The following is a 25,818-nucleotide window of genomic DNA, read 5'->3' on the forward strand; positions in this document are numbered from 1 at the left end:
GCGTTAAAGTTTTTTGGCTTTTTCCACGGCTTCGTCGATGGAACCGACCATGTAGAACGCCTGCTCTGGCAGGTGATCGTATTCGCCTTCCATGATGCCTTTAAAGCCACGGATAGTGTCTTTCAGCGCCACGTATTTGCCCGGAGAACCGGTAAAGACTTCTGCTACGAAGAACGGCTGGGACAGGAAGCGCTGGATCTTACGTGCGCGAGCTACCACCAGTTTGTCTTCTTCAGACAGTTCGTCCATACCGAGGATGGCGATGATATCTTTCAGTTCCTGATAACGCTGCAGGATGGACTGAACGCCACGCGCGGTGTCGTAGTGTTCCTGACCAACAACCAGCGGATCCAGCTGACGGCTGGTGGAGTCCAGCGGGTCAACGGCCGGGTAAATACCCAGGGAAGCGATCTGACGGCTCAGTACTACGGTTGCATCTAAGTGAGCAAAGGTAGTGGCTGGGGATGGGTCAGTTAAGTCATCCGCCGGTACGTATACCGCCTGTACGGAGGTGATAGAACCGGTTTTGGTGGAGGTGATACGTTCCTGCAGAACGCCCATCTCTTCCGCCAGAGTCGGCTGATAACCTACCGCTGAAGGCATACGACCCAGCAGTGCGGATACTTCAGTACCGGCCAGGGTGTAACGATAGATGTTATCGACGAACAGCAGAACGTCACGACCTTCGTCACGGAATTTCTCAGCCATGGTCAGGCCGGTCAGCGCAACGCGCAGACGGTTTCCCGGCGGCTCGTTCATCTGGCCGTACACCAGGGATACTTTATCGATAACGTTGGAGTCGGTCATTTCGTGGTAGAAGTCGTTACCCTCACGAGTACGCTCACCGACGCCCGCAAACACAGAGTAACCGGAGTGCTCGATCGCGATGTTACGGATCAGCTCCATCATGTTTACGGTTTTACCTACACCCGCACCACCGAACAGACCAACTTTACCGCCCTTCGCGAACGGACACATCAGGTCGATAACTTTGATACCGGTTTCCAGCAGTTCCTGAGAGCTGGACAGCTCTTCATAGGAAGGTGCTGCGCGGTGGATAGCCCAACGCTCTTCTTCACCGATGTCGCCTTTCATGTCGACCGGCTGACCCAGTACGTTCATGATACGACCCAGTGTTGCTTTACCTACCGGGACTTCGATTGGGTGCTCGAGGTCTTTTACTTCCAGACCGCGGCGAAGACCATCGGAAGAACCCATGGCGATGGTACGAACGATACCGCCGCCGAGCTGCTGCTGAACTTCCAGCACCAGAACTTCTTTACCATTCTGCACCTCAAGAGCTTCGTACACGCGCGGTACGGCATCCTGAGGGAATTCGACGTCAACTACGGCGCCGATTACCTGGACAATTTTTCCAGTAGCCATCTTGAATCCTCTACGAATTAACCTGGTTATACCGCGGATGCACCACCGACGATCTCGGTGAGTTCCTGAGTAATGCTGGCCTGTCGAGCTTTGTTGTATACCAACTGCAGCTCTTTAATCAGGCTGCCGCCATTGTCGGTCGCGGCTTTCATCGCCACCATACGTGCGGCCTGCTCGCTGGCCAGGTTTTCTACCACGCCCTGATAGACCTGAGATTCGACATAACGACGCAGGAGGGTATCCAGCAGCGCTTTCGGATCGGGTTCGTACAGGTAATCCCAGGATTTACGTTTCAGATCAGCGTCTTCTGATGCCGGTAACGGCAGCAGCTGAGTGATCGTCGGAACCTGAGACATGGTGTTAATAAATTTGTTGCTGACAACGTACAGCTTGTCCAGACGGCCTTCATCATAGGCCTGCAACATCACTTTTACCGGGCCGATCAGTTCGGACAGGGAGGGGTTATCCCCCATACCGGTCACCTGTGCAACCACGTTACCGCCAACGGCGTTAAAGAAAGAGACGCCCTTAGAGCCGATCATTGCGAGGTCGCACTGAACGCCTTTATCGGACCATGCTTTCATTTCCGCCAGCAGTTTCTTGAACAGGTTAATGTTCAAGCCGCCGCACAGACCACGGTCGGTCGACACCACCAGGTAGCCCACGCGCTTAACGTCGCGTTCTTCCAGGTAAGGGTGCTTATATTCCAGATTACCGTTCGCAAGGTGACCAATCACTTTGCGCATAGTATCTGCGTAAGGACGGCTGGCCGCCATACGCTCCTGCGATTTACGCATTTTGGAAGCGGCGACCATCTCCATCGCTTTAGTGATCTTTTGCGTGTTCTGGACGCTTGCGATCTTACTACGTATCTCTTTTGCGCCGGCCATGAGCTTCTCCTCAATGCCTTGCGGCCTGCCCTAAGACAGACCGCCAGACGTTACCAGGACTGGGTTGCTTTGAAGGAATCGAGGATGCCTTTCAGCTTGCCTTCGATTTCGTCGTTATAGCCACCGGACTGGTTAATCTCTTGCATCAGCGGAGCGTGATCACGGTCGACGTAAGCCAGCAGAGCGGCTTCGAAGCTACCGATTTTCGCCAGTTCTACATCAGCCAGGTAACCACGTTCTGCTGCGAACAGAACCAGAGACTGCTGCGCAACGGACATCGGCGCATACTGTTTCTGTTTCAGCAGCTCGGTCACTTTCTGACCGTGGTCCAGCTGTTTGCGGGTTGCATCGTCAAGGTCGGATGCAAACTGGGAGAACGCTGCCAGTTCACGATACTGCGCCAGTGCGGTACGGATACCACCGGACAGTTTCTTCATGATCTTGGTCTGCGCTGCACCACCAACACGGGATACGGAGATACCCGGGTTAACCGCAGGACGAATACCGGCGTTAAACAGGTTGGTTTCCAGGAAGATCTGACCATCGGTAATGGAGATTACGTTGGTCGGAACGAATGCGGAAACGTCACCCGCCTGCGTTTCGATAATCGGCAGTGCGGTCAGAGAACCGGTTTTCCCTTTCACTTCACCTTTGGTGAAAGCTTCAACATATTCGGCGTTAACACGCGCAGCACGCTCCAGCAGACGAGAGTGGAGGTAGAATACGTCGCCCGGGAAGGCTTCACGTCCTGGCGGACGACGGAGCAGCAGGGAGATCTGACGATAAGCAACAGCCTGTTTAGACAGGTCATCGTAAATGATCAGCGCATCTTCACCGCGGTCGCGGAAGTATTCGCCCATTGCGCAACCCGCGTATGGCGCCAGGTATTGCAGTGCAGCAGATTCGGATGCAGTCGCTACCACCACAATGGTGTTAGCCAGCGCGCCGTGCTCTTCCAGTTTACGCACCACGTTAGAGATGGTGGACGCTTTCTGGCCGATAGCAACATAGACGCACTTGATACCGGAATCACGCTGGTTGATGATGGCATCGATAGCCAGCGCAGTTTTACCGGTCTGACGGTCGCCGATGATCAGTTCACGCTGACCACGACCGATTGGGATCATGGCGTCAACGGATTTATAACCAGTCTGTACCGGCTGATCGACGGACTGACGTTCGATGACGCCCGGTGCGATCGCTTCTACGGCGGAGAAACCGTCGTTTTCCAGCGGACCTTTACCATCAATTGGCGCGCCCAGAGTGTTAACCACACGGCCCAGCAGGCCACGGCCAACCGGAACTTCCAGGATACGGCCAGTACATTTAACCTTCATGCCTTCGGCGAGGTCAGCATACGGACCCATCACCACGGCACCAACGGAGTCGCGCTCCAGGTTCAATGCGATAGCGTAACGGTTACCCGGCAGGGAGATCATCTCACCCTGCATACATTCGGCAAGGCCGTGGATGCGGATAACACCGTCACTTACAGAAACAATAGTACCTTCGTTATGAGCTTCGCTCACAACATTGAACTGAGCAATGCGCTGCTTGATCAGTTCGCTGATTTCGGTGGAATTCAGTTGCATGCTCCAGTCCCCTTAAGACTGCAAGACGTCTGCAAGGCGATCAAGACGGCCGCGTACGCTGCCATCAATGACCATATCACCCGCACGGATGATAATACCTGCCATAACAGACTTATCGATTTTGCAATTCAGCTTAACTTTGCGTGACAGACGTTTTTCCATCGCGCTGACGATCCTGGCAAGCTGTTCATCACTCAGTTGGTTGGCAGATATTACTTCTACCTCTGCGATGGCCTCACTGGCCGCGCGCAGGTGAATGAATTGCTCAAGAACGTCCGGGAGCACCTTCAGACGATTGTTTTCCGCCATTACCTTAATCAGGTTCTGGCCGTTTTCGTCGAGTTGCTCACCGCAGATAGCGATAAACGCTTCTGAGAGCGTTTCCGGCGCCAAAGCACCGGAGAGAAGCTCTGCCATTTGGTCGTTTTTGGTCACTTCGGCGGCAAACGCCAGCATATCCTGCCAGCGTTCAACACTGTTGTGTTCGACGGCAAAGTCAAAAGCTGCTTTGGCGTAGGGGCGAGCTACCGTTACAAATTCAGACATCAGCCCCTCCCTCCTTACAGTTCAGCGACAAGTTTATCCACGATGTCGCTGTTAGCAGCTTCATCCACGGAACGTTCGATGATCTTCTCGGCGCCAGCAACAGCCAGGATAGCGACCTGCTTACGCAGCTCCTCACGTGCACGTTTACGCTCAGCATCAATTTCAGCCTGCGCTTGTGCAACGATTTTGGTGCGTTCCTGTTCTGCTTCAGCTTTAGCTTCGTCCAGAATCTGAGAGCGACGCTTGTTCGCCTGCTCAATGATTACCTGGGCTTCCGCTTTCGCTTTTTTCAGCTGGTCGGTCGCGTTGGCCTGTGCAAGGTCCAAATCTTTCTTAGCGCGTTCTGCAGAAGCTAAACCGTCAGAAATCTCTTTCTGGCGTTTTTCGATGGCAGCCATTAAAGGCGGCCATACGTACTTCATGCAGAACCATACGAAGATAACAAACGCGATGGCCTGGCCGAGGATTGTTGCGTTCATGTTCACAGCACAATACCTCTTTAATTAACTCTGTGGCTTAGGTTTCTAACAACTTACTACGCGACGGCGAACATCACGTACAGACCCAGACCTACAGCGATCATCGGGATAGCATCCACCAGACCCATAACGATAAAGAACTGAGTACGCAGCAGAGGAATCAGATCCGGTTGACGCGCTGCGCCTTCCAGGAATTTACCTCCGAGGATGCCGATACCGATCGCAGCACCGATTGCCGCCAGACCCATCATCACAGCGGCAGCCATGTACAGCAGATCCATATTCAGGTTTTCCATGACAGTCTCCAGTTTGTTTCAGTTAAAACGTAGTAGTGTTGGTAAAAATCAATGCTCTTCAGACGCCATCGACAGATAGACAATCGTCAGAACCATGAAGATGAAGGCTTGCAGCGTAATAATCAGGATGTGGAAAATGGCCCAAGGCACATTCAGAACCCACTGTGACCACCACGGCAACAGACCAGCAATCAGAATGAAAATCAGCTCACCGGCATACATGTTGCCGAACAGTCGCAGACCGAGAGAAACCGGTTTGGACAGCAGGCTTACCCCTTCAAGGATTAAGTTGACAGGAATGAACGCCCAGTGATTGAACGGCTGCATGGTCAGTTCTTTAACGAACCCACCTACGCCTTTCATTTTGATGCTGTAGAAAATAATCAGGATGAACACGCCAAGCGCCATCGACAGGGTGATGTTCACGTCGGCAGACGGAACCACGCGCAGTGCAGGCAGGCCGAAAATGTGTTCGCCGATATAAGGAATCAGGTCGATTGGCAGCAGGTCCATCAGGTTCATCAGGAAGACCCAGACGAACACGGTCAGCGCCAGCGGCGCGATAACCTTGCTCTTGCCATGGTACATGTCTTTGACGCTGCCATGGACGAAGCCGATGATCATTTCGATGAAGGTCTGGAATTTCCCTGGTACGCCGCTGGTCGCTTTCTTAGCAACGCTACGGAACATGGCCAGGAACAGCAGACCGAGAACCACCGAGAAGAACATGGAGTCAATGTTGAGCGTCCAGAAGGTGGCCGGGGGGTTGTGCGGATCCACCAGCGAGAAAGTACGCAAGTCAATCTGAAGGTTGTTCAGATGGTGACTTATGTATTCCTGCGGCGTCATATTTTCTGAAGCCATGATGCCTTTTACCCTTTGTTGTTGATTACAGCTGGCGCCAGAACTTGTACCACCAGCACCAAAACCCACGTCACGATCAGCGGCATAAATACCACTTTTAAAACAGCCAGCGCCATCGCCAGAAGGGCGAAGGTCAGCAACACCTTGAAGGCTTCACCGAAGGCGAAGGTCCAGGCCACACGGCCTTTTGCTGGTGTATGCGCCTGATGACGCCAGGCAAAAATCATAAACATCAGGTTCGGCAAAACCACCGCCAAACCGCCGCATACTGCGGAAATGCCCCAGAAGGGGTCTTTGAGGCTGAACAGCAGTCCACTTGCTATTACTGCCAGTAACTGAATAAACAGAAGCTTGCGAGCAACGTTTCGACTCAAGAGCGACACTGACATCACGTTTTTACTCCTGCTCCCTTTGAGGTATGTCGCGTGTCGTATAAAACGTCCTTTAAGACGAAGAGTCAAGCATCAAAAAGCGGACAAATTATACGGTGACGCCCCGTGATTTCAAACAATAAGTAGCAAAATAGTGAATAAATGTTTAATTATTTTCCAACGGACAACTTTCCGTGCATTTCAGCGTTCTGTGAGCAGTCATACAAAACTGCAAATAACGTGGAAACACGGCAATTAAAGCGTGCATTAGATCACATAATAAACATTTCAAGCGCCCTTTAATGAATCAAGGACATAAAACACTATTTTTCATGCTTTTGATATTCAAGATAAAAAGTGAGGACATTATCTAAAACAACCTCACATACAATAAAAACCTTTTATTGACATTTATAATAAAAATTTAACATCACTATGCTGTTTATCTGTGTCGATTTTTAGCACACTGATATTTTCAAAGTTGACTATTTTGTCAGTGAATCACTTACGCTAAGTTAACTGCAAGAAAAGCCATAGTAAAAACATGGTTAAATGCAGCCCGATAATATCGGGAGGTGACCTTTATTTTTGTAACATCCGCAGGCCACATTTTTTCCACATTTTTTGATAAAAACTAACGCGATTTTGGCGTGATCACCACCAGGTGCCGCTCCCCTTCCAACTGAGGAACATGCAGCTCAATCACCTCAGCAATGGCATATCCTTCCGGCAGGTTTTCCATTTCGTCTTTTTGCGCTAACCCTTTGAGTGCATAGAAGTGACCGTTCGCTGCCGGCAGATGATGGCACCAGCTCACCATATCATTGAGCGATGCGAAGGCGCGGCTTATCACACCGTCAAACGGCGGTTCGGCCGGGAAGGCTTCCACGCGGCTCTGCACCGGGGTGACATTATCCAGCTTCAGCTCATGCTGCACCTGACGCAGGAAGCGCACGCGCTTGCCGAGACTGTCGAGCAGGGTGAAATGCGACTCCGGACGCACGATGGCCAGTGGAATGCCAGGGAGCCCCGGTCCGGTCCCGACATCGATAAAGCGCGAGCCCTGCAGATAAGGCGCCACGATGATGCTGTCGAGGATATGACGCACCAGCATCTCATTCGGATCGCGAACGGAGGTCAGGTTATAGGCTTTGTTCCACTTATCGAGCAGCCCGACGTAGGCCACCAGCTGGTTTTTCTGGTGATCGGTGAGCGAAATACCCGCTTCATCCAGCAGACGAGAAAGTTTGTTGAGCACAGTCTGTACCTTCAAAAAATAATGAGCCCGGAGGCGCTAACGCTTACCGGGCTATGAATGATAAAGGCGAACGCTGATTATGCAACAGTGAAATCAGCGCAGGCAGGCGGCCGCAATCAGGCGCTGCGGCGCAGCATCCCCTGCTTTTTCAGCCAAACCAACAAAATAGAGATCGCCGCCGGCGTGATCCCGGAAATGCGTGACGCCTGCCCTATCGACGACGGCTTATGGTCGTTCAGTTTGGCGATCACTTCGTTAGACAGCCCGGTGACCTGGCGGTAATCGAGCGTCGCCGGCAGCACGGTATTCTCATTACGCTGCTGTTTCTCGATCTCATCCTGCTGGCGAGCGATGTAACCTTCATACTTCACCTGGATCTCTACCTGCTCGGCCGCTTGTTGATCTTCCAGTCCCGGTGCGAACGGCGACAGCTGAATCAGTTGCTCGTAGGTCATTTCCGGACGACGCAGTAGATCTTCACCACTCGCTTCACGCGACAGCGGCGCCGTCAGGTGAGCATTCACTTCGGCGGCGCTCTCTGCCTGCGGGTTCACCCAGGTCGATTTCAGACGCTGACGTTCACGTTCAATGCTTTCCAGCTTTTCGTTGTACCGCGCCCAGCGTTCATCGTCCACCAGACCCAGCTCACGCCCCTGTTCGGTCAGGCGCAGGTCGGCGTTATCTTCGCGCAGCATCAGACGATATTCGGCACGGGAGGTAAACATGCGGTACGGTTCTTTGGTACCCAGGGTGCACAGGTCATCCACCAGCACGCCGAGATAAGCCTGATCGCGACGCGGCGCCCAGCCCTCTTTTTCCGCAGAGAAGCGGGCGGCGTTAAGACCGGCCAGCAGACCCTGAGCAGCGGCTTCTTCATAACCGGTGGTGCCGTTGATCTGTCCGGCAAAGAACAGACCCTGAATGAATTTGCTCTCGAGCGTTGGCTTCAGATCGCGTGGGTCGAAGAAATCGTACTCAATGGCGTAGCCAGGACGGACGATCCGCGCGTTCTCCATCCCCTGCATTGAGCGGACGATTTGCATTTGCACATCAAACGGCAGGCTGGTGGAGATACCGTTCGGATAAATTTCGTTTGAGGTCAGGCCTTCCGGTTCAAGGAAAATCTGATGTTGGTTGCGATCGGCAAAGCGCATGACTTTGTCTTCGATCGACGGACAATAGCGTGGCCCGATCCCTTCGATCACCCCAGCGTACATTGGGCTGCGATCGAGGTTATTACGGATCACGTCATGGGTTTTCTCGTTGGTGTGGGTGATATAGCACGGCACCTGGCGCGGATGCTGATCCGCGGATCCCATGAACGAGAAGACCGGCATTGGGTTATCGCCGTGCTGTTGCGCCAGCACGCTGAAATCGATGGTGCGGGCGTCAATACGCGGTGGGGTTCCGGTTTTCAGGCGGCTTACGCGCAGCGGCAGCTCACGCAGACGACGAGACAGTGGAATTGACGGCGGATCGCCGGCACGCCCGCCGCTGTAGTTATCCAGACCAATATGGATTTTGCCATCGAGGAAGGTTCCGACGGTCAGCACCACCGCTTTGGCACGGAATTTGAGGCCCATCTGAGTGACGGCGCCCACGACGCGATCGTTTTCCACAATCAGATCTTCCACTGCCTGCTGGAAGATCATCAGGTTCGGCTGGTTCTCCAGCGCGGTGCGTACCGCCTGACGATACAGCACGCGGTCTGCCTGGGCGCGAGTGGCACGTACCGCGGGCCCTTTGCTGGCGTTTAGTATCCTAAACTGAATACCCGCCTGATCGATCGCGGTTGCCATCAATCCGCCGAGTGCGTCCACTTCTTTTACCAGGTGTCCTTTCCCAATGCCGCCAATCGCCGGGTTGCAGCTCATCTGCCCCAGCGTGTCGATATTGTGTGTCAAAAGCAGGGTTTGTTGGCCCATTCGCGCTGCGGCCATCGCGGCCTCAGTGCCCGCATGACCCCCGCCAATGATAATGACGTCAAAAGGATCCTGATAAAACATGGTGATCTGCCTCGCATAACGCGGTTTGAAAATGGATTGAAGCCCGGGCCGTGGATTCTACTCGGCTTTGCTCTTTTGAGAAAGACTCCGGGATCCTGAGTATTAAAAAGAAGATCTTTATATAGAGATCTGTTCTATTGTGATCTCTTATTAGGATCGACTCTCTTTGTGGATAAGTCGGATCCACGATGTAAGATCAAAAGCTTAAGAAGGATCACTATCTGTGAATGATCGGTGATCCTGGTCCGTATAAGCTGGGATCAAAATGAAGGGTTATACACAGCACAAAAACCATACGACGGTTATTCTTTGGATAACTACCGGTTGATCCAAGCTTTTAAGCATGGTTATCCACAGAAGATCCGACGATCTTTACAATTCTCAGAGCAAATTTTTCCAGGATCCCAGCCAGATTTCCGCTGGATCCTCCGGAATTTCATGTTCCAGTACGTTAATTTTCAGCGTTTCGCCGATCTGTTTTGCGCCGCTGGCCTTCAATGCTGCTTCTAATTTATCGATCGCCCCGCAGAAGGTGTCGTATTCGCGGCTGCCGATCCCGATGGCGCCAAAGCGCACGGCGGAAAGATCGGCCTTCTGCTCCAGCAATGCGTCATAGAAGGGAACCAGGTTGTCGGGAATGTCGCCGGCGCCATGCGTTGAAGAGATAACTAACCAGATCCCTTCCGCCTGCAGATCGTCAACCAGCGGACCGTGCTGGATTTCAGTGCTGTAGCCGGCTTCTTCCAGCTTTTCCGCCAGATGCTCTGCTACATATTCCGCACAGCCCAGGGTGCTGCCGCTGATAAGTGTAATGTCTGCCATGATCGCCGATCGCCCGCTCAACTGTTCAGAGTGGCGTATTGTACGCTGTGAGCGAGCTGGGATCTACCTGTGGAAAAATGTGGGATTAAAAAAAGCGATCAGGGCTTGATGGTACGCATGATCGGGTTCTGCAGCACGATCAGCGTCTCGGTGGACTGAATTTCATCAATTGTTTGGATCTTGTTGATAAGTACCTGCTGCAGGGCATCGATGGATTTACACATCACCTTAATAAAGATGCTGTAGTGGCCGGTGGTGTAATAAGCCTCGGTGACCTCCTCCAGGCTTTCCAGGCGGGCAAGGGCGGAAGGGTAGTCCTTGGCGCTCTTGAGAATAATGCCGATAAAGCAGCCGACATCATAGCCCAGCTGCTTGGGGCTGACGTCAATGCGCGCACCGGTAATGATACCCGCCTGTTTCATCTTTTCGACGCGCACATGAATGGTGCCCGGGCTGACGCTGAACTGTTTAGCCAGTTCGGCATAGGCGGTACGGGCGTTGGCCATCAGCGCATCGAGAATGCCGCGGTCCAGATTGTCGATCTGATAATTTTCCATATCTTTTTCTTATGAAGTTTGAGGGTTCTTGCTATTTTAGCTTCATATTTTGATGAATTAAAAGTCGATGCGGCTTTTTATTGATTGATTATTGTATTGCGGCCCTGTTTTGTTGCTTAATCAATGGCAACAGGACGCAGGAGTTATAAAAATGAAAACCGCATATATCGCAAAACAACGCCAGATCAGTTTCGTTAAATCCCACTTTTCCCGTCAGCTGGAAGAGAAGCTTGGCCTGATTGAAGTCCAGGCGCCAATCTTAAGCCGCGTGGGCGATGGGACGCAGGATAACTTGTCCGGCTGCGAGAAAGCGGTTCAGGTAAAAGTGAAAACACTGCCCGACGCCCAGTTCGAAGTGGTTCATTCGCTGGCGAAGTGGAAGCGTCAAACCCTGGGACAACACGACTTCAGCGCGGGCGAAGGGCTGTACACGCACATGAAGGCCCTTCGCCCCGATGAAGACCGTCTGACGCCTATCCATTCCGTTTATGTTGACCAGTGGGACTGGGAGCGCGTGATGGGCGATGAAGAGCGTCACGTCGGCACTCTGAAGGCAACCGTCGAGGCGATCTACGCCGGGATCAAAGCTACCGAGCTGGCGGTCAGCCAGGAATTTGGCCTGAAGCCTTTTCTGCCGGAACAGATCCATTTTGTTCACAGCCAGGAGCTGCTGAGCCGCTATCCCGATCTTGATGCCAAAGGCCGTGAGCGAGCCATTGCCAAAGAGTTGGGGGCCGTCTTCTTAATTGGTATCGGCGGCAAACTGTCTGACGGTAAGCGCCACGACGTGCGTGCGCCGGATTATGATGACTGGAGCACAGAGATTTCTGAAGGCTTTGCCGGTCTGAACGGCGATATCCTGGTTTGGAACCCGGTGCTGGAAGATGCTTTCGAGATCTCCTCAATGGGGATCCGCGTTGACGCCGAAGCGCTGAAGCGCCAGCTGGCCGTGACTGGCGATGAAGATCGCCTACAGCTTGAATGGCACCAGGCGCTGCTGCGCGGCGAGATGCCGCAGACTATCGGCGGCGGCATTGGCCAGTCTCGTCTGACGATGCTGCTGCTGCAGCTTGACCATATCGGCCAGGTGCAGTGCGGCGTATGGCCGGCGCAGGTTCGCGAAAGCGTTTCCGCGCTGCTGTAATGAATTAGCGCCGCCAGCGTCGCAGCAGGCGGCTACGCAGCCCGGTATCAAAGCGCCAGATATGATCGAAGATGCGCATGATGCCGGGTTTGCCGTGTACCGACATCGCCACCGCGTGAAAACGGTGCTGGTGCTTACGCTGTAACTCCCCCACCTGAGCAATCACCTCATCCGGCAACCGCTGGGCGATAAAGTCAGAGATCACGACGGCATCCGCATCCACCCACTGCGGATTTTGCAGACGTTCAATGATGGCGCGAAAACAGCTGGCCAGATCGGTACCGCCGCGAAAGCGCTGGCTTAAAAAGCGGATCGCCTGCTCCAGCCCGCGCTCGCTGGTCAGTTCGTAATGCACCACTTCGCTGGAGAACAGCATAATAAAGCAGCGACGGTTATCAGCCAGCGCGACGCGCATGAGGGCCAGACAAAAGGCCTTAGCGCACTGCTCGTTAAAACCGCCCATCGACCCTGACGTATCGACGCAGACAATGAACGGCCCGCGCGGTTGCTCATCAAAATCCTGCCGCGTTACCGGGCGTTCGGTGATTTTCTCACGCCAGGCGTCGCCATGCAGCCGGTAGGTGAGCAGCTGCTTCTCCACCAGCTTGCGATAAAATTCAAACTCCAGCTCCGTGATGCCGAGCGTCGCCAGCTCCGGCGGCAGCAGCCGCAGAATGTCGTCACTCTGCTGGAGGCCGTCGACTTGCTCCGGTACTGTCGCCGGCTCGCGCACCAGGCTGCGAAAGGTTTCCATCGGGGCGTCTTTCTTCGGCACCGATTTCGCTTCCCGTGAACGTCCGAGTTGTTCCGCCAGCTGCAGTAGCTCCGGTTGCTGGTTGAGAAAATCGCCATAGCGCACGATCAGCTGATAGTCGCCGCGTTTGAGTTCGCCAGCGCTCATATCCCACAGACGCCCGGCGGCAGTGTCATTTTCCGCCAGTACCGGATCGAGCTGACCGCTGAGCGTCATTCGTTCCTGGACCTCACTGAGTAACTGATCGCGTTCTTCATCCAGCAACTGCTGGTTAAGGCTGGTGGCTTGCACCACCAGGCTCAGGCGCCAGCGCTGTAAAAACAGCGTATGCAACGCCGGGGTAAAGGTGGCATTGTCATCCACCAGCTTCTGCGCCTGAGCGGCAAAAGGAGACTGTAGCTGGTGCAGTTTGCCGAGGATCTGCGGGAGCTGGACGATAAACTGCGAGGTAGAGAGTAGCTGAGCCTGCTGATAGGTTTGCACTTCGGCGTCCAGATCCGGCGGGACGTTAACTTCTTTCAAACGGGCGCGAACGGCTTCACGCCAGCGTGGAATATCCGCCGCGATGATGTTTTTCAGGCGGGGGAATTTCTCAAAGAACACCGCCAGCTGAGGAGAGGCCAGCAGCGCCAGCAGCATCTCCTCGATCATTCCCTCTTCGCTGACTGCCAGCATGACATTCAGCATATCGAGCGTCATGGCTGCTTCGCCTGTTTAATCTGCGCGCCGACGTCCTGCAGGCTGGCTTCGATTCTTCCCAGCCACTCGACCGGGATAAACAGACACTTTTGCTGCTCGCTGAAGCGGTTGTGTTGCTGGTGCCACTCATCATCGAGCGCCTCCAGCTGTTGGCGAATTTCTGCCGGCATGTTCTCCTGCGATGCGCTACCGGGCAGCGCGAGGCGTGAGCCCTGCAGGCTGACGTCGCGGACGACCAGGTGCTGGCTGGTGTCGACATCCATATTGAGCAGTTGGGCAAAGCCGATCCCGTTGAGCTTACCGCGGATCTCACCGCCCTTTTCCAGCCAGTTGGCTAACGCCTCGCGTTCAAAAGTAATGTGGATCACTTCCATATCGTGAAGTTTGAGCGGCTGCTGCAGCAGCAGCGTCAGGGTGGTCCCCTGGATCTCCGCCGGCAATTCATAATGCGGTTTGCGGCTAAACATCCCGCCAAGGCGGGTGACCTTCAACGCAGTTTTGTCGCTTTGCTGCTGTTGGATCTGAATGCGTCTCTGGACAATGGCCCCCAGCCGCGTCAGCATCGCCTGCTGTTGCCAGGCGTGACAGGTCATGAGCGTTTCCAGCTGCTGCGACATCAGGTTCATGCTCTCGACGTTGTGCCACAGACAATCTTTCAGCAGGATCAGATCTATCGGCGCGATGCTGTCGCGCCCGCTGAAGAAGGCGCTGGCCTGCAGCAGGCGAATGGCCTTTTTCCAGCGGCGATCCGAGACGTACGGCGCATTTGGCAGGGCATCCAGCTGCTGGCGGAGCTGGAATATCAGCTCAAACACCGCGTCTGGCAGTTTGATATTGCCGATCTGCTGCTGCCATTGGGTAAACTCTTCGTCGCTAACCTGCAGCGCGCTGGGCACTGGATTGATGTTTTCATCCTGCTGGCTGACCAGCATTGAACGGAAATTACCTTTATCCTGCACTTTATCAAGCCACAGACGGATCAGCATTCGGTCATACAGCGCTTCCAGACTGCTGTCGGCTTCGGGGAGTTCGTTCGACGCGGCCACCAGCAGGCGCATCGGGATTTTCTCTTCGTGCGCCCCATTGCGGAAGTGACGTTCGTTAATCGCCGTCAGCAGGGTGTTGAGGATCGCCGGACCCGCTTTCCATATTTCATCGAGAAAGACGATTTCGGCTTCCGGCAGGTAGCCGGCGGTTAAACGTTCGTAACGGCCTTCATCCTTCAGTGCCTGAATGGACAGTGGCCCAAAAACTTCTTCCGGGGTGGAGAAGCGGGTCATCAGGTATTCAAAAGCGCGCGCCTGCTGGAAGGCGAATTTGAGGCGGCGGGCAATCAGGCTTTTGGCGATCCCCGGTGGGCCGAGCAAAAAAACGCTCTCGCCGCTGAGCGCCGCCAGCAGGCAGAGGCGTATCGCGTGGCTGCGTTCAAAGAGTCCTTTTTCGAGTGCCGCGCTGAGCCGGGAAATTCTTTCAGCCAGTAAATGTGTTTGAGCCATAATTGAGTTGCGTGCTTTGTCATGTATCGTTATTGGGTCGAGTATAGATGTTAGAGCAGGGGCGGTAATAGCCTGAAGAATCGATTTATTTTTTTTGAGCCAGGTTAATATGGTGTCTGTTAGGGGTACGATTTCGCAAATAATCGTGCATACTGTGCGCTTTTTGTGGGCCAAGGGACTAGGCACACATTTGTTTTATAAACGAAAAGACTAGTCTATGAGCACTGATAATAAACAATCGTTGCCGGCATTAACGTTGGCGGCCATCGGCGTGGTGTACGGCGATATCGGTACCAGTCCACTGTATACCTTGCGCGAATGCCTGTCAGGTCAGTTTGGCTTTGGCGTTGAACGCGACGCCGTGTTTGGCTTTTTGTCGCTGATTTTCTGGCTGTTGATCTTTACCGTATCGATTAAATACATCACGTTCGTGATGCGGGCGGATAACGCCGGGGAAGGCGGGATCTTAACGCTGATGTCGCTGGCCGGACGTAATACCTCGGCCCGAATGACCTCCGTACTGGTGATCCTCGGCCTGATCGGCGGTAGCTTCTTCTATGGCGAAGTGGTGATTACGCCGGCGATTTCCGTTATGTCGGCGATAGAGGGGTTAGAAATTATCGCCCCGCAGCTTGATACCTGGATTGTCCCTATTTCCATTATCGTGCTGACTCTGCTGTTTGTGATCCAGAAGCACGGGACCGGCATGGTCGGTAAGCTGTTTGCGCCGATTATGCTGATCTGGTTCCTGTTGCTGGCGGTGCTGGGCGCGCGAAGCATTTACGCTAACCCGGAAGTTCTTCAGGCGCTAAACCCCTACTGGGCGGTGCATTTCTTCCTGCAGTACAAAACGGTTTCCTTTATTGCGCTCGGCGCGGTGGTGCTGTCGATTACCGGGGTGGAAGCGCTGTACGCCGATATGGGTCACTTCGGCAAACTGCCGATCCGCGTGGCCTGGTTCTCCGTCGTGCTGCCCTCGCTGGTGCTGAACTATTTTGGCCAGGGCGCGCTGCTGCTGAAGCACCCGGAAGCGATTAAAAACCCGTTCTTCCTGCTGGCGCCGGAGTGGGCGCTGATCCCGATGCTGATTATCGCCACGCTGGCGACGGTTATCGCCTCGCAGGCGGTGATCTCCGGGGTCTTCTCCCTGACCCGTCAGGCAGTGCGTCTGGGCTATCTGTCGCCGATGCGCATTATCCACACCTCGGAAATGGAGTCCGGACAGATTTACATCCCGTTCATTAACTGGCTGCTGTACGTTTCTGTGGTCATCGTTATTGTCAGCTTTGAGCATTCGTCTAATCTGGCGGCGGCGTATGGTATCGCGGTCACGGGCACCATGGTGCTGACCTCCATTCTGTCGGCAACGGTGGCGCGCAAAAACTGGCACTGGAATAAGCTGTTTGTCGGCCTGATGCTGGTGGCCTTCCTGTGTATTGATATTCCGCTGTTTTCGGCGAACCTCGATAAGATTGTCTCCGGCGGTTGGCTGCCGTTGTCCCTGGGGCTGGTGATGTTCACGGTGATGACCACCTGGAAGAGCGAACGTTTCCGCCTGCTGCGCCGAATGCACGAGCATGGCAATTCGCTGGAAGCGATGATCTCTTCGCTGGAGAAGTCACCGCCGGTGCGTGTGCCGGGTACCGCGGTGTATATGTCCCGCGCCCTGAACGTGATCCCGTTTGCCCTGCTGCATAACCTGAAGCACAACAAGGTGCTGCATGAGCGAGTAATCCTTCTGACTCTGCGCACCGAAGACGCGCCTTACGTGCATAACGTTCGCCGGGTGCAGATTGAGCAGCTGTCGCCGTCGTTCTGGCGGGTGGTGGCCAGCTACGGTTGGCGGGAAACGCCGAACGTTGAAGAGGTGTTCCATCGCTGTGGCCTGGAAGGACTCAGTTGCCGAATGATGGAGACCTCGTTCTTCATGTCGCATGAGTCGCTGATTATCGGCAAACGACCGTGGTATCTGCGCCTGCGCGGCAAGCTTTATCTGCTGCTGCAGCGTAACGCCCTGCGGGCGCCGGATCAGTTTGAAATCCCGCCAAACCGGGTTATCGAGCTCGGTACCCAGGTCGAAATCTGATGTCAAAAAAGCCCTTCCATTGCGAAGGGCTTTTTGTTTCTCACTCCGGCTGTCATCTCCTGTCGCTGTCTTGCGAAACGTTTCGATGGCGATCACATTTCTCTCTTCTGGTGATGGTTTTCTGCTCACACATTGATAATAATTATTTTAGCGAAACGTTTCGCTAGTGGAGCAAAAGAGAAAAATGAAAAAAGGCACCGTACTTAACGCTGATATTTCCGCGGTCATTTCCCGCCTGGGCCACACCGATACGCTGGTGGTCTGCGATGCCGGATTACCGGTTCCCCGCAGCAGCACGCGCATTGATATGGCGCTGACTCAGGGCGTACCTTCCTTTATGCAGGTGCTGGAAGTGGTGACGACGGAAATGCAGGTTGAAGCGGCTGTTATCGCGGAAGAGATTAAAACCCATAATCCGCAGCTCCACGCGACGTTGCTCACTCACCTCGAGCAGCTGCAGCAGCACCAGGGAAATACCATTGAAATTCGTTACACCAGCCATGAGCAGTTCAAAAAACAAACCGCAGACAGTCAGGCGGTAATTCGCAGCGGGGAGTGTTCCCCGTTTGCGAATATCATTCTCTGTGCCGGCGTCACGTTCTGAGGTCGCCGCCATGGAAGCCTTATTGCAACTAAAAGGGATCGATAAAGCGTTCCCTGGCGTCAAGGCGCTCTCCGGCGCGGCGCTGAATGTCTATGCCGGTCGGGTGATGGCGCTGGTAGGGGAAAATGGCGCCGGCAAGTCCACCATGATGAAGGTGCTGACCGGGATCTACACCCGTGATGCCGGCTCTTTGCTGTGGTTAGGCAAAGAGACGACCTTTAACGGCCCCAAATCCTCCCAGGAAGCCGGGATCGGTATCATCCACCAGGAACTGAACCTGATCCCGCAATTGACGATTGCCGAGAACATCTTCCTTGGTCGCGAATTTGTTAACCGTTTTGGCAAAATCGACTGGAAGCAGATGTATGCCGAAGCCGACAAGCTGCTGGCAAAGCTGAATCTCCGCTTTAACAGCCAGAAGCTGGTGGGCGATCTGTCGATTGGCGATCAGCAAATGGTGGAGATCGCCAAAGTGCTGAGCTTTGAATCGAAAGTCATCATTATGGATGAACCGACCGATGCGCTGACCGATACCGAAACCGAATCGCTGTTCCGCGTCATCCGCGAACTGAAGTCGCAGGGGCGCGGCATCGTCTATATCTCCCACCGTATGAAAGAGATCTTCGAGATTTGCGACGACGTGACCGTCTTTCGTGACGGGCAGTTTATCGCCGAGCGCGAAGTGGCTTCGCTGGATGAGGACCGACTGATCGAGATGATGGTCGGCCGTAAGCTGGAAGATCAATATCCACATCTCGATAAGGCGCCGGGCGCGGTGCGCCTGAAGGTCGATAATCTCTGCGGCCCGGGCGTGGAAAACGTGACCTTTACCTTGCGCCAGGGGGAAATCCTGGGTGTCGCCGGGCTGATGGGCGCCGGACGGACCGAACTGATGAAAGTGCTGTACGGCGCGCTGCCGCGCAGCAGCGGCTCCGTGACGCTGGATGGCCATGAAGTGGTGACCCGCTCGCCGCAGGACGGTCTGGCGAACGGCATTGTCTATATCTCCGAAGATCGTAAGCGCGATGGCCTGGTTCTCGGGATGTCGGTAAAAGAAAATATGTCCCTGACGGCGCTACGCTACTTCAGCCGGGCGGGCGGCAGCCTTAAGCATAAAGATGAACAGCAGGCGGTCAGTGATTTCATTCGGCTGTTTAACGTCAAAACGCCGTCCATGGAGCAGGCAATCGGCCTGCTTTCCGGCGGCAACCAGCAAAAGGTCGCCATTGCCCGCGGGCTGATGACCCGGCCAAAGGTGCTGATCCTTGATGAACCGACCCGCGGCGTAGACGTCGGGGCGAAGAAAGAGATCTACCAGCTCATCAATCAGTTCAAAGCCGATGGCCTGAGCATCATTCTGGTCTCCTCTGAGATGCCGGAGGTGTTGGGCATGAGCGATCGCATCATTGTGATGCATGAAGGGCATCTCGGCGGTGAATTCACACGCGAGCAGGCCACCCAGGAAGTATTGATGGCTGCCGCTGTGGGCAAGCTTAACCGTGTGAATCAGGAGTAAGAAAGATGACAACCCAGGCTGTTACTGGTCGCCGTTATTTCACGAAAGCGTGGCTGATGGAGCAAAAATCGCTGATTGCCCTGCTGGTGCTGATCGCGGTGGTATCGACCATGAGCCCCAACTTTTTTACCGTCAATAACCTGTTCAATATCCTGCAACAGACCTCCGTTAACGCCATCATGGCGGTAGGGATGACGCTGGTTATACTGACCTCGGGGATCGACCTGTCCGTCGGCTCCCTGTTGGCGCTCACCGGTGCGGTGGCAGCGTCGATTGTTGGCATTGAGGTTAATGCGCTGGTGGCGGTCGCTGCTGCCCTCGCATTGGGTGCCGCGATCGGCGCAGTCACCGGGGTGATTGTGGCGAAAGGCCGCGTGCAGGCCTTCATCGCTACCCTGGTGATGATGCTGCTGCTGCGCGGCGTGACCATGGTGTACACCAACGGCAGTCCGATCAACACCGGCTTTAGCGATAACGCCGATCTGTTTGGCTGGTTTGGCATCGGGCGTCCGCTGGGGATCCCGACGCCGGTATGGATCATGGCGATTGTCTTCCTGGCGGCCTGGTACATGCTGCACCATACTCGCCTGGGCCGTTATATTTACGCGCTGGGCGGTAATGAAGCGGCGACGCGTCTGTCCGGGATTAGCGTCAATAAAGTCAAAATTATCGTCTACGCCTTGTGCGGGATGCTGGCGTCGCTGGCCGGGATCATCGAAGTGGCGCGTCTCTCCTCCGCGCAGCCGACGGCGGGGACGGGCTATGAGCTGGACGCCATTGCGGCGGTGGTGCTCGGTGGCACCAGCCTCGCGGGCGGCAAAGGACGCATTGTCGGCACGCTGATTGGCGCGCTGATCCTTGGCTTCCTGAATAATGGTCTTAATCTTTTAGGCGTTTCTTCCTATTACCAGATGATCGTTAAAGCGGTGGTGATTTTGCTGGCGGTACTGGTAGATAACAAAAAGCAGTAACTGAGAACTCTACAGGACATCTTAACTATGAATATGAAAAAACTGGCGACCCTGGTCTCTGCTGTTGCGCTAAGTGCGACCGTCAGCGCAAACGCGATGGCCAAAGACACCATCGCTCTGGTTATCTCTACCCTGAATAACCCGTTCTTCGTGTCGCTGAAAGACGGCGCGCAAAAAGAAGCTGACAAGCTGGGCTACAACCTGGTGGTGCTGGACTCCCAGAACAACCCGGCGAAAGAGCTGGCGAACGTCCAGGATTTGACGGTGCGCGGCGCCAGGCTGCTGCTGATCAACCCCACCGACTCTGATGCCGTCGGCAACGCCGTGAAGATGGCAAACCAGGCGAAAATCCCGGTCATCACCCTTGACCGTCAGGCCACAAAAGGCGATGTCGTGAGCCACATTGCGTCTGACAACGTGCAGGGCGGAAAAATGGCTGGCGATTACATCGCGAAAAAAGTGGGTGAAAGTGCGAAAGTCATTGAGCTGCAGGGCATTGCCGGGACTTCTGCGGCGCGCGAGCGCGGCGAAGGCTTTAAACAGGCCGTGGCGGCGCACAAGTTTAACGTCCTGGCCAGCCAACCAGCCGATTTCGACCGTACCAAAGGGCTGAACGTGATGCAGAACCTGCTGACCGCGCATCCTGACGTGCAGGCGGTATTCGCGCAAAATGATGAAATGGCGCTGGGCGCCCTGCGCGCGCTGCAGACCGCAGGCAAGTCCGATGTGATGGTGGTTGGATTTGACGGCACTCCGGATGGCGAAAAAGCAGTAAACAGTGGCAAACTGGCGGCGACCGTCGCACAGTTGCCGGAGCAGATCGGCGCGAAAGGCGTTGAGACGGCTGATAAGGTACTGAAGGGCGAAAAAGTGGAAGCTAACTACCCGGTTGAGCTGAAGCTGGTCGTTAAGCAGTAAAATGCGATTCGGACTGGCAACGGTCCGAGGGACAATATAAAAAAAGAAAAGCAGGGCATGCGCCACCGGATCCCGGTGGCGCGCTTTCCCGGGAACAGAAATGATGAAAACTGCAGGCAAACTTGTCGTCCTTGGCAGTATCAATGCCGATCACATTCTTAACCTTGACGCTTTCCCGACGCCGGGCGAAACCGTCACCGGCAACCATTATCAGGTGGCTTTCGGTGGTAAAGGGGCCAACCAGGCGGTCGCCGCCGGGCGCAGCGGAGCGGATATCGCGTTTATCGCCTGCACCGGCGATGACGACATCGGTGAACGCATCCGCCGCCAGCTGGCGAGCGATAAAATCGACGTGGCGCCTGTGCGCGCAGTCGCCGGGGAAGCGACCGGCGTGGCGTTAATATTCGTTAACGCCGAAGGTGAGAATGTCATCGGTATTCATGCCGGCGCCAATGCGGCGCTTTCCGTCTCCCAGGTTGAGGCGGAAAAGGAACGTATCGCCAGCGCACAGGCGCTGTTAATGCAGCTGGAGTCGCCGCTGGAGAGCGTGTTGGCGGCGGCGAAAATCGCCCATCGCCATCAGACCACCGTGGTGCTTAATCCCGCGCCAGCGCGTGAACTGTCCGATGAACTGCTGGCGCTGGTGGATATCATTACCCCCAACGAAACCGAAGCGGAAAAGCTGACCGGTATTCGCGTTGAGAGCGACGAGGATGCGGCAAAAGCCGCCGACGTGCTGCATGCCAAAGGCATTGGTACGGTGATGATCACCCTCGGCAGCCGCGGCGTCTGGCTCAGTGCCGAAGGCGAAAGTCGTCGGATCCCGGGTTTTCGTGTGCAGGCCATTGATACTATCGCTGCCGGCGATACCTTTAACGGCGCGCTGGTAACCGCGTTGCTGGAAGGGACTTCCCTGCCGGAAGCGATCCGTTTTGCGCATGCCGCGGCGGCGATCGCCGTGACCCGCAAAGGCGCGCAGCCATCCGTGCCGTGGCGCACAGAGATTGATGAATTTTTAGCGCAACAGGGGTAATGCTTGGCTACGATGAAAGATGTGGCCCGCGTCGCGGGCGTTTCCACATCGACGGTGTCACACGTCATCAATAAGGACCGCTTTGTCAGTGAGGCGATTACCGCCAAAGTAGACGCTGCGATCAAAAGCCTCAACTACGCCCCCTCTGCGCTGGCGCGTAGCCTTAAGCTTAATCAAACCCGTACCATCGGCATGCTCATCACTGCCAGTACCAATCCGTTTTATTCGGAGCTGGTGCGGGGCGTGGAGCGCAGCTGTTTTGAGCGGGGTTATAGCCTCGTACTCTGTAATACGGAAGGTGATGAGCAGCGAATGAATCGTAATCTGGAGACGCTAATGCAAAAACGCGTCGATGGACTACTGCTGCTGTGCACGGAGACCCATCAGCCCTCTCCGGAAATTATGCAGCGCTATCCATCGGTACCGACGGTCATGATGGACTGGGCTCCCTTTGATGGCGATAGCGATCTGATTCAGGATAACTCGCTGCTTGGCGGCGATATGGCGACCCAGTATCTGATTGACCAGGGGCATTCGCGCATTGCCTGTATTGCCGGCCCGCTGGATAAAACCCCGGCGCGTCTGCGCCTTGAAGGTTACCATGCTGCGATGGCGCGCTGCGGCCTGCCGGTTGCCGACGGATACGTGGTGACCAGTGATTTTGAGTTTGGCGGCGGGTTTAGCGCGATGCAGCAGCTGCTGGCTTTGCCGCAGCGGCCGCAGGCGGTATTTGTCGGCAACGATGCCATGGCGGTTGGCGCTTATCAGGCGTTGTACCAGGCCGGTTTGCACATTCCGCAGGACATGGCGCTGGTGGGCTACGATGATATTGAGCTCGCACGCTATATGACACCGCCGTTGACCACCATTCACCAGCCAAAAGATGAGCTGGGAGAACTGGCCATCGATGTGCTGATCCATCGAATGGCCGATCCGCAGCAAAAGCAGCAACGCGTTCAGTTAACGCCGGAGCTGGTGGTTCGTGGCTCCGCTTAGCGTTTGTGCCGCTCGCTAATCAGATTACGGCCATCTTTCGCTCTTAACAGCATAAACATCAGCGCCGACACGATGGTGATCACGCCCATGGTTATAAAGGTGTAGTGAAACTGCTGTACCGTGCTGGCATTGTCAAAACCTTCATAGAAGCGCAGCACCGCAGCGCTGATGGCCACCCCGAGACTGATTGAAAGCTGCTGGGTCACCGCCAGCAGGCTGTTACCGCTGCTGGCATTGTCATCCGTCAGATCGGCCAGCGTAATGGTATTCATCGAGGTGAACTGCGTGGACATCGCCATCCCCAGCACAAACAGTGGCAGAAGAAGCATCCACAGCGGCATCTCTGGCGACTGCAGCGAGAACTGGGCAATCATGAGGCCAATAAATACCGTGATCCCCACCAGGGTCTTACGATAGCCAAACCAGCGCAGCACCTGGGTAACGGTAGATTTCGCAATAATGGAGCCGATAGCGGTAGGGGCAATCATACAGCCGGCGATAATGGCCGGATAGCCGAAGCCAACCTGCAGCATCAGCGGCATCAGAAATGGCACACAGCCGGTACCCAAACGCGTGGCAAGGTTGCCAGCAATGCCGACTGAGAAAGTATGCGTCTTAAATAAAGAGAGCGAGATAAGCGGCGCCGGATGGCGGCGCGCGTGGCGAACATAGGCCACGAGCAGTAACAGACTGACGGCAATCACGGCCAGCGCCAGCCATGTCGCCACGATTTTTTCTCCAAACAGTTCAATACCGCTGGAAAACAGTACCAGGCTTAAGCCAAATAACAGAAAACCGGTTATATCGAAGCGCCTGCGCGGCGTCGTGAAATTTGGCATGAATTTGCGGGCATACAGAATGCCAATCACCCCGATGGGAATGTTTATCAGGAAAATCCAATGCCAGCTGGCCCAGGTGACAAACACCCCGCCGAGCACCGGGCCCAGTATCGGCCCCACCAGACCTGGCATGGTCACAAAGTTCAGTACCGGAAGCAGCTCGCTGCGGGGATAGGCGCGCAGCAGCGCCAGCCTCGCCACCGGCATCATCATCGCCCCGCCGATCCCCTGAATCACCCGAAAAATGACCAGCTCCATTAATGAGCTGGAGAGCGCGCAGGCGAGAGACCCCAAAGTGAACAAGCTAACAGCGATGATAAAGACCCGGCGCGTGCCGAAGCGATCGGCCAGCCAGCCGCTGACCGGGATCAGCATCGCTACCGTCAGCGTATAGCTGATAATGGCCGACTGCATCGCTAAGGGAGAACGATTAAGACTGTGGGCAATAGCCGGGAGGGCGGTGTTAAGAATGGTGGCATCCAGCGCCTGCATAAAGAAGGCCATCGCCGCGATCCACGGCAGGCCAGCCATACTGCGCCCTTTTTTTCCGCTCATGCCAATTCCTTGTTATTGATTTACGGGGTGAGGGGCGTTCAACAACGCCTGGCAGGCGAGCAAGGCACCTGGCGCATCACTGTTGAGAATGGCATCGACAATCGCCTGGTGGAGATCCAGCTTCACTACTTCATTTTGCGTAATCGACGTGAAGTAGGTGTGGTAGACGGAATGAAATAAAGAAGCGAATGAGCTGAGGAAAGGATTACCGCTCATTTCATAGATATGTTCATGCCAGGCCATATCGACCTCTATCCAGCGATCGCGCTGAAAATGACGTTTCAAGGCAATCATCTCTTCCATTAAAGTATTGAGCTGCGCTTTTTGTTCTGCGGTGCCGTTAGCGGCAGCGAGAAAACAGGCTTGTGGCTCCAGGCTGCTGCGCATGACGAGAAAGTGGCTCACCACTTCTTCGAAGTTATCTTCTGTTAGCCACCAGGACAGGAGTTCCTTATCCAGGAAGTTCCAGCTGCTGCGCGGCATCACCCGGGTGCCAATGCGAGGGCGGGGCAGCAACATGCCTTTTGCCGTTAGCGTCTTCACCGCTTCACGGACGGCGGTACGGCTCACACCGAACTGCTCCCCCAACTCCATCTCGCCGGGAAGAATGCTTTCCGGCTGATATTCGCCAGTCAGTATTTTTTGGGCGAGCTTCTCGGCCAGTACCCAGGAGATGTTCTTTTGTGCCGCCAGTTGCTGTGCGCTTAAAGACATAAATGCCGTTCCTTTCTTTTCTTTACTCTAACAGTATGCCACCAGGCGTCCCGTTTCGTCGGTTAAAACAGCAAAACGGCGGTTTTTTGCGACATTCCTCGCCGCATTGTTGAAAAAAGAGACGGTTGAAAAGTTTTTTTGAATTTCCCCTTGTCACCTCAGAATTACTCCCTATAATGCGCCTCCACTGACACGGAACAACGGCAAACAAGCCGCCGGGTCAGCGGGGTTCCGGTGAGAACCTCGCAGAGAAAAGCAAAAATAAATGCTTGACTCTGAAGCGGGAAAGCGTAATATGCACACCCCGCGCCGCAGCGAAAAACGAAGCGGCACTGCTCTTTAACAATTTATCAGACAATCTGTGTGGGCACTCAAAGTGACATGGATTCTTAACGTCCTCGGACGAAAAATGAATACCAAGTCTCT

The 25,818-nt window shown here is 54.8% G+C and carries 24 protein-coding genes; 8 read left to right on the forward strand and 16 right to left on the reverse strand.

Features of this window, described 5'->3' with window-relative positions; genetic code table 11:
• Positions 1-3 precede the first annotated feature (3 nt).
• The 12 genes from atpD to asnC form a co-directional block, all read right to left on the reverse strand.
• On the reverse strand, positions 4-1,386 hold the full coding sequence (atpD, locus tag FHW76_RS15905; RefSeq protein ID WP_008806723.1) for a F0F1 ATP synthase subunit beta: 1,383 nt from the start codon (positions 1,384-1,386) through the stop codon (positions 4-6).
• Between the two features lie 26 nt (positions 1,387-1,412).
• Entirely contained in the window at positions 1,413-2,276 is an 864-nt protein-coding gene (atpG, locus tag FHW76_RS15910) for a F0F1 ATP synthase subunit gamma (protein WP_008806722.1), read from the reverse strand.
• Between the two features lie 50 nt (positions 2,277-2,326).
• Positions 2,327-3,868 (reverse strand): F0F1 ATP synthase subunit alpha, encoded by a 1,542-nt coding sequence (atpA, locus tag FHW76_RS15915; RefSeq protein ID WP_012543303.1) that lies wholly within the window; start codon positions 3,866-3,868, stop codon positions 2,327-2,329.
• Between the two features lie 12 nt (positions 3,869-3,880).
• Positions 3,881-4,414 (reverse strand): F0F1 ATP synthase subunit delta, encoded by a 534-nt coding sequence (gene atpH / locus FHW76_RS15920; RefSeq protein WP_004202307.1) that lies wholly within the window; start codon positions 4,412-4,414, stop codon positions 3,881-3,883.
• A gap of 14 nt (positions 4,415-4,428) precedes the next feature.
• Positions 4,429-4,899: a F0F1 ATP synthase subunit B gene (atpF, locus tag FHW76_RS15925; RefSeq protein WP_004107293.1), complete on the reverse strand. Its 471-nt coding sequence runs from the start codon at positions 4,897-4,899 to the stop codon at positions 4,429-4,431.
• 50 nt (positions 4,900-4,949) lie between these two features.
• Complete coding sequence (gene atpE, locus FHW76_RS15930; RefSeq protein ID WP_000429386.1) at positions 4,950-5,189, reverse strand: F0F1 ATP synthase subunit C; 240 nt, start codon at positions 5,187-5,189, stop codon at positions 4,950-4,952.
• Between the two features lie 48 nt (positions 5,190-5,237).
• On the reverse strand, positions 5,238-6,053 hold the full coding sequence (atpB, locus tag FHW76_RS15935) for a F0F1 ATP synthase subunit A (protein WP_012969241.1): 816 nt from the start codon (positions 6,051-6,053) through the stop codon (positions 5,238-5,240).
• Between the two features lie 8 nt (positions 6,054-6,061).
• Positions 6,062-6,442 (reverse strand): F0F1 ATP synthase subunit I, encoded by a 381-nt coding sequence (gene atpI, locus FHW76_RS15940; protein ID WP_008806719.1) that lies wholly within the window; start codon positions 6,440-6,442, stop codon positions 6,062-6,064.
• A gap of 616 nt (positions 6,443-7,058) precedes the next feature.
• Positions 7,059-7,682: a 16S rRNA (guanine(527)-N(7))-methyltransferase RsmG gene (gene rsmG / locus FHW76_RS15945; protein ID WP_016162027.1), complete on the reverse strand. Its 624-nt coding sequence runs from the start codon at positions 7,680-7,682 to the stop codon at positions 7,059-7,061.
• Positions 7,683-7,798: 116 nt separating this feature from the next.
• Positions 7,799-9,688 (reverse strand): tRNA uridine-5-carboxymethylaminomethyl(34) synthesis enzyme MnmG, encoded by a 1,890-nt coding sequence (mnmG, locus tag FHW76_RS15950; RefSeq protein WP_012543302.1) that lies wholly within the window; start codon positions 9,686-9,688, stop codon positions 7,799-7,801.
• Between the two features lie 381 nt (positions 9,689-10,069).
• Complete coding sequence (gene mioC / locus FHW76_RS15955; protein WP_110217357.1) at positions 10,070-10,510, reverse strand: FMN-binding protein MioC; 441 nt, start codon at positions 10,508-10,510, stop codon at positions 10,070-10,072.
• Between the two features lie 98 nt (positions 10,511-10,608).
• The gene (gene asnC, locus FHW76_RS15960; protein ID WP_002882510.1) at positions 10,609-11,067 is read right to left on the reverse strand and encodes a transcriptional regulator AsnC; all 459 of its coding nucleotides are present in this window, start codon (positions 11,065-11,067) and stop codon (positions 10,609-10,611) included.
• A gap of 151 nt (positions 11,068-11,218) precedes the next feature.
• Here asnC and asnA point away from each other — a divergent pair, with 151 nt between their 5' ends.
• On the forward strand, positions 11,219-12,211 hold the full coding sequence (gene asnA, locus FHW76_RS15965) for an aspartate--ammonia ligase (protein WP_008806715.1): 993 nt from the start codon (positions 11,219-11,221) through the stop codon (positions 12,209-12,211).
• A gap of 4 nt (positions 12,212-12,215) precedes the next feature.
• Here the strand turns inward: asnA and viaA are convergent, their stop codons facing one another.
• Complete coding sequence (viaA, locus tag FHW76_RS15970; protein ID WP_008806714.1) at positions 12,216-13,664, reverse strand: ATPase RavA stimulator ViaA; 1,449 nt, start codon at positions 13,662-13,664, stop codon at positions 12,216-12,218.
• The gene (gene ravA, locus FHW76_RS15975; protein ID WP_016162028.1) at positions 13,661-15,160 is read right to left on the reverse strand and encodes an ATPase RavA; all 1,500 of its coding nucleotides are present in this window, start codon (positions 15,158-15,160) and stop codon (positions 13,661-13,663) included. The genes viaA and ravA overlap by 4 nt, the downstream gene beginning before the upstream one ends.
• A gap of 217 nt (positions 15,161-15,377) precedes the next feature.
• Here ravA and kup point away from each other — a divergent pair, with 217 nt between their 5' ends.
• From kup to rbsR, 7 genes are all read left to right on the forward strand, one after another.
• Positions 15,378-17,246: a low affinity potassium transporter Kup gene (gene kup / locus FHW76_RS15980; protein ID WP_008806712.1), complete on the forward strand. Its 1,869-nt coding sequence runs from the start codon at positions 15,378-15,380 to the stop codon at positions 17,244-17,246.
• Positions 17,247-17,430: 184 nt separating this feature from the next.
• Positions 17,431-17,850 carry a D-ribose pyranase gene (gene rbsD, locus FHW76_RS15985; protein ID WP_002882527.1) on the forward strand — a complete coding sequence of 140 codons (420 nt, stop codon included), beginning with the start codon at positions 17,431-17,433 and terminating at the stop codon, positions 17,848-17,850.
• A gap of 10 nt (positions 17,851-17,860) precedes the next feature.
• Positions 17,861-19,366, forward strand: coding sequence for a ribose ABC transporter ATP-binding protein RbsA (rbsA, locus tag FHW76_RS15990; protein WP_012543297.1), 1,506 nt, complete (start codon positions 17,861-17,863; stop codon positions 19,364-19,366).
• A 5-nt stretch (positions 19,367-19,371) separates the two neighbouring features.
• The gene (gene rbsC / locus FHW76_RS15995) at positions 19,372-20,337 is read left to right on the forward strand and encodes a ribose ABC transporter permease (RefSeq protein WP_008806709.1); all 966 of its coding nucleotides are present in this window, start codon (positions 19,372-19,374) and stop codon (positions 20,335-20,337) included.
• A 27-nt stretch (positions 20,338-20,364) separates the two neighbouring features.
• Positions 20,365-21,255 (forward strand): ribose ABC transporter substrate-binding protein RbsB, encoded by an 891-nt coding sequence (gene rbsB / locus FHW76_RS16000; protein ID WP_008806708.1) that lies wholly within the window; start codon positions 20,365-20,367, stop codon positions 21,253-21,255.
• Between the two features lie 100 nt (positions 21,256-21,355).
• A complete protein-coding gene (gene rbsK / locus FHW76_RS16005; protein ID WP_008806707.1) occupies positions 21,356-22,288 on the forward strand; it encodes a ribokinase in 933 nt (310 codons plus the stop codon).
• Positions 22,289-22,291: 3 nt separating this feature from the next.
• Positions 22,292-23,284, forward strand: a complete 993-nt coding sequence (gene rbsR / locus FHW76_RS16010) for a ribose operon transcriptional repressor RbsR (RefSeq protein WP_012543295.1) — start codon at positions 22,292-22,294, stop codon at positions 23,282-23,284.
• Here rbsR and mdtD read toward each other — a convergent pair.
• Positions 23,281-24,678 carry a multidrug transporter subunit MdtD gene (gene mdtD / locus FHW76_RS16015; protein ID WP_023298394.1) on the reverse strand — a complete coding sequence of 466 codons (1,398 nt, stop codon included), beginning with the start codon at positions 24,676-24,678 and terminating at the stop codon, positions 23,281-23,283. The two genes, rbsR and mdtD, sit on opposite strands and share 4 nt — an antisense overlap.
• Before the next feature lie 12 nt (positions 24,679-24,690).
• The gene (locus FHW76_RS16020; RefSeq protein ID WP_008806704.1) at positions 24,691-25,392 is read right to left on the reverse strand and encodes a FadR/GntR family transcriptional regulator; all 702 of its coding nucleotides are present in this window, start codon (positions 25,390-25,392) and stop codon (positions 24,691-24,693) included.
• Between the last annotated feature and the right edge of the window lie 426 nt (positions 25,393-25,818).

It is taken from the genome of Klebsiella sp. RC2 (assembly GCF_014192815.1).
Lineage (GTDB): Bacteria > Pseudomonadota > Gammaproteobacteria > Enterobacterales > Enterobacteriaceae > Klebsiella > Klebsiella variicola.

Bases quoted from the DNA above. Each gene is read 5' to 3' on its own strand.
- mnmG (WP_012543302.1), bottom strand. From the start codon at position 9,688: ATGTTTTATCAGGATCCTTTTGACGTCATTATCATTGGCGGGGGTCAT.
- FHW76_RS16020 (WP_008806704.1), bottom strand. From the start codon at position 25,392: ATGTCTTTAAGCGCACAGCAACTGGCGGCACAAAAGAACATCTCCTGG.
- atpE (WP_000429386.1), bottom strand. From the start codon at position 5,189: ATGGAAAACCTGAATATGGATCTGCTGTACATGGCTGCCGCTGTGATG.
- asnA (WP_008806715.1), top strand. From the start codon at position 11,219: ATGAAAACCGCATATATCGCAAAACAACGCCAGATCAGTTTCGTTAAA.
- atpH (WP_004202307.1), bottom strand. From the start codon at position 4,414: ATGTCTGAATTTGTAACGGTAGCTCGCCCCTACGCCAAAGCAGCTTTT.
- asnC (WP_002882510.1), bottom strand. From the start codon at position 11,067: ATGGAAAATTATCAGATCGACAATCTGGACCGCGGCATTCTCGATGCG.
- atpG (WP_008806722.1), bottom strand. From the start codon at position 2,276: ATGGCCGGCGCAAAAGAGATACGTAGTAAGATCGCAAGCGTCCAGAAC.
- atpI (WP_008806719.1), bottom strand. From the start codon at position 6,442: ATGTCAGTGTCGCTCTTGAGTCGAAACGTTGCTCGCAAGCTTCTGTTT.
- atpB (WP_012969241.1), bottom strand. From the start codon at position 6,053: ATGGCTTCAGAAAATATGACGCCGCAGGAATACATAAGTCACCATCTG.
- rbsA (WP_012543297.1), top strand. From the start codon at position 17,861: ATGGAAGCCTTATTGCAACTAAAAGGGATCGATAAAGCGTTCCCTGGC.
- atpA (WP_012543303.1), bottom strand. From the start codon at position 3,868: ATGCAACTGAATTCCACCGAAATCAGCGAACTGATCAAGCAGCGCATT.
- viaA (WP_008806714.1), bottom strand. From the start codon at position 13,664: ATGACGCTCGATATGCTGAATGTCATGCTGGCAGTCAGCGAAGAGGGA.
- ravA (WP_016162028.1), bottom strand. From the start codon at position 15,160: ATGGCTCAAACACATTTACTGGCTGAAAGAATTTCCCGGCTCAGCGCG.
- mioC (WP_110217357.1), bottom strand. From the start codon at position 10,510: ATGGCAGACATTACACTTATCAGCGGCAGCACCCTGGGCTGTGCGGAA.
- mdtD (WP_023298394.1), bottom strand. From the start codon at position 24,678: ATGAGCGGAAAAAAAGGGCGCAGTATGGCTGGCCTGCCGTGGATCGCG.
- rbsB (WP_008806708.1), top strand. From the start codon at position 20,365: ATGAATATGAAAAAACTGGCGACCCTGGTCTCTGCTGTTGCGCTAAGT.
- kup (WP_008806712.1), top strand. From the start codon at position 15,378: ATGAGCACTGATAATAAACAATCGTTGCCGGCATTAACGTTGGCGGCC.
- rbsC (WP_008806709.1), top strand. From the start codon at position 19,372: ATGACAACCCAGGCTGTTACTGGTCGCCGTTATTTCACGAAAGCGTGG.
- rbsD (WP_002882527.1), top strand. From the start codon at position 17,431: ATGAAAAAAGGCACCGTACTTAACGCTGATATTTCCGCGGTCATTTCC.
- rbsK (WP_008806707.1), top strand. From the start codon at position 21,356: ATGATGAAAACTGCAGGCAAACTTGTCGTCCTTGGCAGTATCAATGCC.
- atpD (WP_008806723.1), bottom strand. From the start codon at position 1,386: ATGGCTACTGGAAAAATTGTCCAGGTAATCGGCGCCGTAGTTGACGTC.